Source organism: Streptomyces sp. NPDC006925, assembly GCF_042869575.1.
Classification (GTDB): Bacteria; Actinomycetota; Actinomycetes; order Streptomycetales; family Streptomycetaceae; genus Streptomyces.
Genome location: NZ_JBIAGB010000001.1, coordinates 559,376 through 567,723 on the forward strand (window position 1 = coordinate 559,376; position 8,348 = coordinate 567,723).

Genomic DNA, 8,348 nt, shown 5'->3' on the forward strand with positions numbered 1-8,348 from the left:
CCGGGAGAGTGGTTTCGCGTACCCGAAGACGGGGAAAAACTGGCCGAATGCCCGGTGGGCGCGCTCGGCGCGCACCCCTCCCCGGCCACCGGCCGGAAGCGCCAGACCGCGGCTCCTCATCGACGGAGCGTCACTGGCTGCTGGTGCCGAAGTCCTCCGGGGAGATCTGGTCGAGGAACTCGCGGAACTTCTCCACCTCGTCCTCCTGCTCGTCCGGGATCGCGATTCCCGCGTCGTCCAGCACATCGTCGCTGCCGTAGATCGGCGTTCCGGTGCGCAGGGCGAGCGCTATGGCGTCGGACGGACGGGCACTGACTTCCACTCCGCTGGCGAAGACCAGCTCCGCGTAGAACACGCCTTCCCGCAGATCCACGATGCGGACCGCGGTCAGCTCCTGACCCACTGCTTCCAGGACGTCCTTGAACAGGTCATGGGTGAGTGGGCGTGCGGGGGTCATGCCCTGCTGCGCGAAGGCGATCGCGGTCGCCTCCCCAGGGCCGATCCAAATGGGGAGGTAGCGGTCGCCTCCCACTTCTCGCAGGAGCACGATCGGTTGGTTGGTGGGCATTTCCACCCGGACACCCACGACGTCGAGCTCATTCACACAGCAACCCTAGGCCGTGCCGCGCCTGTTTGGGTAGTCGGGCAGCCGTCCGGCACCGGCATCCGTGTGCTGATTCAGTCACACCGCGTGCGGTCCGGAGGCGCTCCGGAGGCCATGAAGGCCCCGTAGAGCCCTACGGAGAGAGCGGCCAGCTCCTCCGCCGTGCTCTCGGCATCCATCCTGGTCCGCCGGTCCGGATGGCGCCGCAGCGGCGCGACGCGCTGCTCGGCCAGGGCGAGCTGCCGGTCGGCGGCGGCCTTGACGGACCGCAGATGCCGCGCCTCCACCCCGTGCTGTCCGAGCCGGGCCACCAGTCGGGCCACGGCCACGTCGGCAAGCCGGTAGGTGCCGTCCTCGGCCGGTCCGAGCAGCCCGTACTCCTCCCACTCGGCCAGCTCCTCCTCCCGCACACCCGCGGACCCGAGCAGCTCCCGGCGCCCGGTACGGACAGCGGAGACCGCGGGTGCCGGGCCGGGCTCCGGGGCGGGTGGCCTCCCGAGCCCGGCACGGCGCGGAACGGCGACCGGCACCGCCGAAGAGGGTGCGCCCCTGCCGGACGCCCCCAGGTGCTCCCTGATGGCGCGCAGCGAGAGGCAGTGGTCGCGCTGCAGCCGCAGCACCTGGCCCAGCCGCTCCACATCCGCGTCCCGGAACCGGCGGCCACCGGACGGCGAGCGGACCGGCTCCACCAGTCCCTCCGCCTCCAGAAACCGGATCCTGGCCACGGTGAGCTCGGGAAACTCGGAGCGGAGCACACGCAGCACGGCGCCGATGCTCATCGGACCGCTCAGCGGGGCGGTGGCGGTGCCCGCACGGGCACCGCCGGACGGCTTGTGCTGCATGAGCCTCCCTGCCGGGAATCAGACGGTGTGCTGGCTCGCGTAGAAGACCAGCCGGTACTTCCCGATCTGCACCTCGTCGCCGTTCCCGAGCGGCACGGCCGTCTCCATCCGCTCCCGGTTGACGTAGGTGCCGTTCAGGCTGCCGACGTCGGCGACCGTGAAGACGCCGTCGGAGCCGCGCCGGAACTCCACGTGACGGCGCGAGACGGTCACGTCGTCCAGGAAGATGTCACTCTCCGGATGGCGCCCGGCGGTCGTCAGGTCCCCGTCGAGAAGGAACCTGCTGCCCGAGTTCGGACCCCGCCGCACGATCAGCAGCGCCGAGCCCATGGGCAGCGCGTCCACGGCGGACTGCGCCTCGGGGGGCAGCACGGGGGAGGCGTGCTGGCCGGTGGACTCCGAGTCGTACGCCTCCAGCCCGGAGATGGAGATCGTCGACGTCGTCTCCGACGCACCCTCCGCGGGCGCTCCGCCGCGCAGCGGGGCGCCACAGTTGGAGCAGAACCGGCTCGCTTCGGCGACGCGAGCACCACACCTGTTGCAGACCGGCAAGGCAGAACCTCCACCCGATTCCGAGGTAGGCGGTGCCTGGGAACCTATGCGGCCCTGAGTACCGGGGTCAACAGAAACCGGGCCGTGACCACCCGAATTACCTCCACCGGACCCGGCCACCTCGTCCCGGAACAGCGGGCGCTCGGTGCCGTCCTCCGGCATCCCCGCGTCGGGCCCCTGGGGGGCACGGTGCCGTGCGGTACCCGAGTCACCGCCTCGGCGACCCTTACCGAACAACTTCGCAAAAAAACTCACGGGCGATTCCCCTCGCACGAAACAGACCCGCCCGTGGGGCAGGACAGACCCTCGATGCTCTCATTGGTCACACTCGACGCCCGAACAACGTCCGTGACCCGCAGACAGTTTCCACCACGTGGTGCTCAACTTGCCCGCCGACCCCCCGAAACTCCTATCACCATCTCACTGCGATGACGACCGAGCGTAGTCAGGCCGCTTCACCTGCCGCAAGGCGTCCACGGTGATCTTCCCCGAGCGGGTCACCTCCACGGTGGCCTGCTTGTTCTTCAGCGTCTGCACGACTCCGCCGGGGATGTTCAACGCCGGTTCGAGGTCGGCGGGCTTGCCGATGACCTCGAAGCGGTAAGGCTGCTCGATCCTATGCCCGTCCACACTGACTCTGCCGCCACTGTCGGTGAAATGCGTGCTGGCCACCACGCGCACCCCGTTGATCTCCATGGCCTCGGCACCGGCGGCCCTCAGCTCCTGGACCGTGTCCAGCAGCGTATCCGCATCCGCGGCACCCGTACGGTCGTTGATCTTCATATGGATTCCGGGCCCCTCGGCCGCCACGGTACCGGCCAGCACTCCGAGTTGGGCTTCCTTCTCCCGGGTCTGCTTCCGCGCCTCCTCGGCCTGGTCCGAGGACGACTCCAGTTCCGTGCGCTGCCCGTCCAGCTTCCGCTTCTCCTCCTCCAGCCGCTTGGTGCGGTTGTCGAGCTCGTCGAGGATGCGGACGAGGTCCTCGCGGCGCGCACCGCGCAGTGCGCTGTTCTCGCTGGTCGAGCGGACCTGGATCGCCAGGCCGAGACCGAGGACGAACAGCAGCAGCGCGACGATCAATTGGGCGCGCGTCACCCGCGGAGGCCACACGGCCTGGGCGAGGCGTTGCCGTCCCGTCAGCTTCGCGCCGCCGCCGTCACCCTTTCCGGCCGCCGTCGCCGCTGCCGCGGCGGGCGGCTCCTGACCGGGAGGTTCCTGGCGGGGCGGCTCCTGCCCGCGGGGCACGGCACGCTCGGGGGGAAGCTCGCGCTTCGGGGGAAGGCCGTCCCCGGGCCGGTTCTCGTCGCTCATCGGCCTCACGCCCGGAACACGTGCCGACGGATGGCGGCCGCGTTGGAGAAGATCCGGATACCCAGGACGACAACCACACCGGTGGAGAGCTGTGCGCCGACCCCGAGCTTGTCGCCGAGGAAGACGATCAGTGCGGCCACCACCACGTTCGAGAGGAACGAGACCACGAAGACCTTGTCGTCGAAGATGCCGTCCAGCATGGCGCGCAGGCCACCGAAGACCGCGTCGAGCGCGGCGACGACGGCGATGGGCAGATACGGTTCGACCGCCAGCGGCACCACGGGCCGGACGACGAGTCCGGCCACGACTCCCACGACGAGGCCCAGTACGGCGATCACGATGTGCTGCCCTTCCCTGTCCGCACAGGTTTCGCGGTTCTCAGAATCAGACTCGGCGCGGCCGGCAGCCGCACCTCGTCCTGGACGGAAATGCTGGTCCTGGCACCGTAGTCCTTGTGCAGGACGTAGAGGTACTGGCCGTCGACGCTGTCCTGGAAGGTCCGGGAGAGCTGCTTGCCCGGACCGATCGCCAGCAGCGTGTAGGGCGGGACGAGCGGCTTGTTGTCCACCAAAATCGCGTCGCCCGCCGCACGGATGGCGGAGCGCGACGTGAGCCGCTGATCGTTGATCGAGATCGCTTCGGCACCCGCCGCCCACAAACCGTTGACGACCCGTTGCAGGTCGCGATCGCGGATACGGCCCGTGTCGGAGAACCCGTCGGTCTTCCGCGGCCCGTCGCCACCCCGGGGCTCGGTGTCCGCGGCGTCGTCCACCACGAGCTTGAGGCCGGGGCCCTCGACCGGGGTCGCGCCGGACAGCAGCACCGTGGTCTTCCCCCGTTCGCCGCCGTGCTGCTCCAGCGCCTGCCGCTGCTTGCGCTCCACCGAGGACCGCAGCTTGTCGACGTCCTGCTGGATCTCGTCGGCCCGGCGGCCGCCCGCCTCGATCCGCTCGATGAGCTCCTGCTTCTCCTTGGCGATGCTCGGCGCCGAGATCTGCGCCTGGGCGGCTCCCACGGTCACCACCAGGGCGGCGAGCACCAGCCCGACCGCCAGACCCAGCTTCGCCCGCAGTGTGCGGGGCATGTGCGAGCGGCCCACCTCGCCCCGCCGGGCCACCGCCTCCGCGTAGCCGTCGTCGAGGCTGTGCTCCATCACGTTGGTCAGCAGCGACATGGAGGCATCGGGCCGCGAGGCACGCGATGCGGTGCTCCGAGGGGGCTGCTGCTGCGACATGCAGCACATCGTCGCACGTGGAGGCCCGGGCCGCCGAATGCACCCACGCACACGCCGGGCGGCGGGACTTGCCCCGGCGGGGGCGAGTCCCGCCGCGCGCTCAGTGGCCCGCGCTGTCGACCACCGCGGCCCATTCGTCCAGCAGCGCCTCCGCCGAGGCTTCGTCCGGGCCTTCCGCCCACAGATGGGTCACGGCCTCCGCCGGGTCGGGCAGCACCATCACCCACCGGCCGTCGGACTCCACGACCCGCACGCCGTCGGTGGTGTCCACGGAGCGGTCTCCCGCCGCCTCCACCACCGTGCGCATCACAAGGCCCTTCACCGCCCACGGAGTTGCCAGGTCCCGGCGGCTGACATGCGCCCGCGGGATCCGCGCGTCGATCTGGCTCAGGGTGAGCTGCGTACGCGCCACCAGTCCGATCAGCCGCACGAACGCCGCGGCGCCGTCGAAGACCGAGCTGAACTCCGGTACGACGAAACCGCCCCTGCCGTCTCCGCCGAACACGGTGCCGTCCTCCCGGCTGACCCTGGTGAGGTCGTCGGGAGAGGTGGTCGTCCAATCGACCTGCGTGCCGTGGTAGGCGGCCACCTGCTCGGCGATCCGGGTCGTGGTCACCGGCAGCGCCACACGGCCGCTGCGCCGCTCGGCGGCGACCAGGTCGAGCATCACCAGCAGCGCCCGATCGTCCTCCACGATCCTGCCGTGCTCGTCCACCAGCGAGATGCGCTCCCCCACCGGATCGAACCGCACCCCGAAAGCCGCGCGGGCCGAGGCCACGATCTCACCGAGCCGCACCAGTCCGGCCCGGCGGCTCTCCGCCGTCTCGGTCGGACGCGACTCGTCCAGCCCGGGGTTGATGGTCAGCGAGTCGACCCCCAGACGCCCCAGCAGGCTCGGCAGCACCAGCCCCGAGCTGCCGTTCGAGGCGTCGACGACGACCTTCAGCCCGGCCTCCGTGACCCCGGTCGTGTCCACGGCACGCAGCAGCGAGCCCGTGTACGAGTCGTAGACGCTGGAGGGGAAGCTGAGGTCACCGATCTCGCCGGGGAAGGCCCTGCGGTACTCCTGACGCGCGTAGACGCGGTCGAGCTTGCGCTGCCCGGCCTGGGAGAGCTCCGCACCCCGCTCGTCGATGAACATGATGTCCACGGAGTCCGGGACACCGGGCGTCGTACGGATCATGATGCCGCCGGCGCTGCCCCGGGCCGTCTGCTGCCGTGCCACCGGAAGCGGCACGTTCTCCAGGTCGCGCACATCGATGGCGCTGGCCTGGAGTGCGGAGATGATGGCCCGCTTCAGGGCACGGGCACCGCGGGAGTGGTCCCGGGCGGTGCAGACCGTGGAACCCTTCTTGAGCGTCGTCGCGTAGGCGCCGGCCAGCCGCACGGCCAGCTCCGGGGTGATCTCCACGTTGAGGATCCCGGAGACGCCGCGGGCGCCGAACAGATGGGCCTGGCTCCGGGACTCCCAGATGACGGAGGTGTTGACGAACGCACCGGCCTCGATCGTCTTGAACGGGTAGATCCGGACGTTGCCCTGGACGATCGACTCCTCGCCGATCAGGCACTCGTCCCCGACGACGGCGCCGTCCTCGATCCGGGAGGCCCGCATGATGTCGGTGTTCTTCCCGATGACGCAGCCACGGAGGTTGCTCTGCGGGCCGATGTAGACGTTGTTGTGCACGACGGCCCGGTGCAGGAAGGCGCCGCTCTTGACGACGACGTTCGAGCCGACGACGGAGTGCTCGCGGATCTCCGCGCCCGCCTCGACCTTCGCGTAGTCCCCGATGTAGAGCGGCCCGCGCAACACCGCGTCCGGATGGACCTCGGCGCCCTCGTCCACCCAGACCCCGGGCGAGATCTCGAAACCGTCCCGCTCCGCGTCGACCTTGCCCTCGAGCACGTCGGCCTGGGCCTTCACATAGCTCTCGTGGGTGCCGACGTCCTCCCAGTAGCCCTCCGCGATGTAGCCGTAGATCGGCTTGCCTTCCTTCATGAGCTGCGGGAAGACATCGCCGGACCAGTCGACGGGCACATCGGGCTCGACGTAGTCGAACACTTCGGGCTCCATCACGTAGATCCCGGTGTTCACCGTGTCCGAGAAGACCTGTCCCCAGGTCGGCTTCTCCAGGAACCTCTCGACCTTGCCGTCGTCGTCCACGATGGTGATACCGAATTCCAGCGGATTCGGCACCCGCGTCAGGCAGACGGTGACCATCGCACCGCGTTCTTTGTGGAACCGGATGAGATCCGTGAGATCGAAGTCGGTGAGCGCATCGCCGGAGATGACGAGGAACGAATCGTCCCGCAGCGCTTCCTCGGCATTCTTGACGCTGCCGGCCGTCCCCAGCGGCTTCTCCTCATTGGCGTAGGTGAGCTCCATTCCGAGCTCTTCGCCGTCACCGAAGTAATTCTTGACCAGTGAGGCCAGGAATTGCACGGTCACGACGGTCTCGGTGAGCCCGTGACGCTTGAGCAGCTTCAGCACGTGCTCCATGATCGGCTTGTTCACCACCGGCAGGAGCGGCTTGGGCATGCTCGCGGTCATCGGGCGAAGGCGCGTGCCCTCGCCACCAGCCATCACGACGGCCTTCATATCGGAAGCGTCCTCCTCGCACAGACGACGGTCACCCCGACCATGACCCCTCCAGGATGACCTACAAAGGCGTAATCAGGGCAACCGGCCGCCGAAGCGAGAAAGGCGGGATTCACCCGGTCGTCGCGGCGTCCACCCTGATCAGACGGCGGACCTGGACCACGTAGAGGATCCCTGCCCACCAGTACAGAGCAGTACCCCATCCGGCGAAGGCCCATCCGAAAATCGCCGCGAGTGACGAAACCCAGCCACTTCCGTCACTGAGCAGCAGCAGGGGGAAGGCGTACATCAGATTGAAGGTCGCGGCCTTGCCCAGGAAGTTGACCTGCGGTGGGGCATAGCCGTGCCGGTCCAGCACCCAGACCATCACCAGCAGCAGCAACTCGCGGGCCAGCAGCGTGGCGGTGAGCCACAGCGGCAGAATCTCCCGCCAGGTCAGGCCCACGAGAGTGGAGAGGATGTAGAGCCGGTCGGCGGCCGGGTCGAGAATGCGGCCGAGACTGCTGATCTGATTCCACCTGCGGGCCAGTTTGCCGTCCAGGTAGTCGCTGATACCGCTCCCGGCGAGCACGAGCAGGGCCCACAGATCGCAGTTCGGACCACCGAACTCGGGCCAGAGGATCAGCCACAGGAACACGGGCACACCGACCAGGCGAGCCATGCTGAGGATGTTCGGGATGGTGAGGACCCGATCCGTCTGGACCCGCGTCTCCTGGACCTCCACCCGTGGGCCTCCTGAACAAGACGTGCCGACGCTACCCCCTGACCCTACCCGGCACCGCTCACGGAGCGTGCAGGGGGTCGCCGCGGGGCGGAGGAAAGCCGGGTCGGCACTCCGATACCGGCCCGGCCGGCGGCCAGAACTCATACGAGGCGACCGGACACACAAATGGGGCCCTGCCGACCATGTCGGCAGGGCCCCATTTCAAGAATTGTTCGGCGGCGTCCTACTCTCCCACACGCTCCCGCATGCAGTACCATCGGCGCTGAAAGGCTTAGCTTCCGGGTTCGAAATGTGACCGGGCGTTTCCCTCACGCTATGACCACCGAAACACGGTGAAACACACAACCAGCAGCACAACACCCACCAACAAACAGGGGTGGTGCATGCACGGTTGTTGTCTCAGAACCAACACAGTGGACGCGAGCCTCTATGGACAAGCCCTCGGCCTATTAGTACCGGTCACCTCCACACGTTACCGTGCTTCC

Annotated in this window: 8 protein-coding genes and 1 rRNA gene; all 9 read right to left on the reverse strand. The window is 68.9% G+C overall.

Going from position 1 to position 8,348, the window contains the following annotated elements; all coding sequences use genetic code 11:
* Nucleotides 1-130 precede the first annotated feature (130 nt).
* The 9 genes from ACFYNS_RS02610 to rrf all read right to left on the reverse strand — a co-directional run bounded on the left by ACFYNS_RS02610 (nucleotide 131) and on the right by rrf (nucleotide 8,190).
* Nucleotides 131-604: a bifunctional nuclease family protein gene (locus tag ACFYNS_RS02610; RefSeq protein ID WP_027739117.1), complete on the reverse strand. Its 474-nt coding sequence runs from the start codon at nucleotides 602-604 to the stop codon at nucleotides 131-133.
* A 74-nt stretch (nucleotides 605-678) separates the two neighbouring features.
* On the reverse strand, nucleotides 679-1,446 hold the full coding sequence (locus ACFYNS_RS02615) for a MerR family transcriptional regulator (RefSeq protein ID WP_360298429.1): 768 nt from the start codon (nucleotides 1,444-1,446) through the stop codon (nucleotides 679-681).
* 18 nt (nucleotides 1,447-1,464) lie between these two features.
* Nucleotides 1,465-1,998, reverse strand: a complete 534-nt coding sequence (locus ACFYNS_RS02620) for an FHA domain-containing protein (RefSeq protein WP_360298426.1) — start codon at nucleotides 1,996-1,998, stop codon at nucleotides 1,465-1,467.
* A 420-nt stretch (nucleotides 1,999-2,418) separates the two neighbouring features.
* A complete protein-coding gene (locus tag ACFYNS_RS02625; protein WP_388600263.1) occupies nucleotides 2,419-3,309 on the reverse strand; it encodes a DUF881 domain-containing protein in 891 nt (296 codons plus the stop codon).
* Between the two features lie 5 nt (nucleotides 3,310-3,314).
* Nucleotides 3,315-3,647 (reverse strand): small basic family protein, encoded by a 333-nt coding sequence (locus ACFYNS_RS02630; RefSeq protein ID WP_019358093.1) that lies wholly within the window; start codon nucleotides 3,645-3,647, stop codon nucleotides 3,315-3,317.
* The gene (locus tag ACFYNS_RS02635) at nucleotides 3,644-4,543 is read right to left on the reverse strand and encodes a DUF881 domain-containing protein (RefSeq protein ID WP_360298420.1); all 900 of its coding nucleotides are present in this window, start codon (nucleotides 4,541-4,543) and stop codon (nucleotides 3,644-3,646) included. The genes ACFYNS_RS02630 and ACFYNS_RS02635 overlap by 4 nt, the downstream gene beginning before the upstream one ends.
* A 100-nt stretch (nucleotides 4,544-4,643) precedes the next feature.
* A complete protein-coding gene (locus tag ACFYNS_RS02640) occupies nucleotides 4,644-7,139 on the reverse strand; it encodes a mannose-1-phosphate guanyltransferase (RefSeq protein WP_360298417.1) in 2,496 nt (831 codons plus the stop codon).
* 112 nt (nucleotides 7,140-7,251) lie between these two features.
* On the reverse strand, nucleotides 7,252-7,863 hold the full coding sequence (locus tag ACFYNS_RS02645) for a CDP-alcohol phosphatidyltransferase family protein (protein WP_360298414.1): 612 nt from the start codon (nucleotides 7,861-7,863) through the stop codon (nucleotides 7,252-7,254).
* 210 nt (nucleotides 7,864-8,073) lie between these two features.
* Nucleotides 8,074-8,190 (reverse strand): 5S ribosomal RNA (gene rrf / locus ACFYNS_RS02650).
* Between the last annotated feature and the right edge of the window lie 158 nt (nucleotides 8,191-8,348).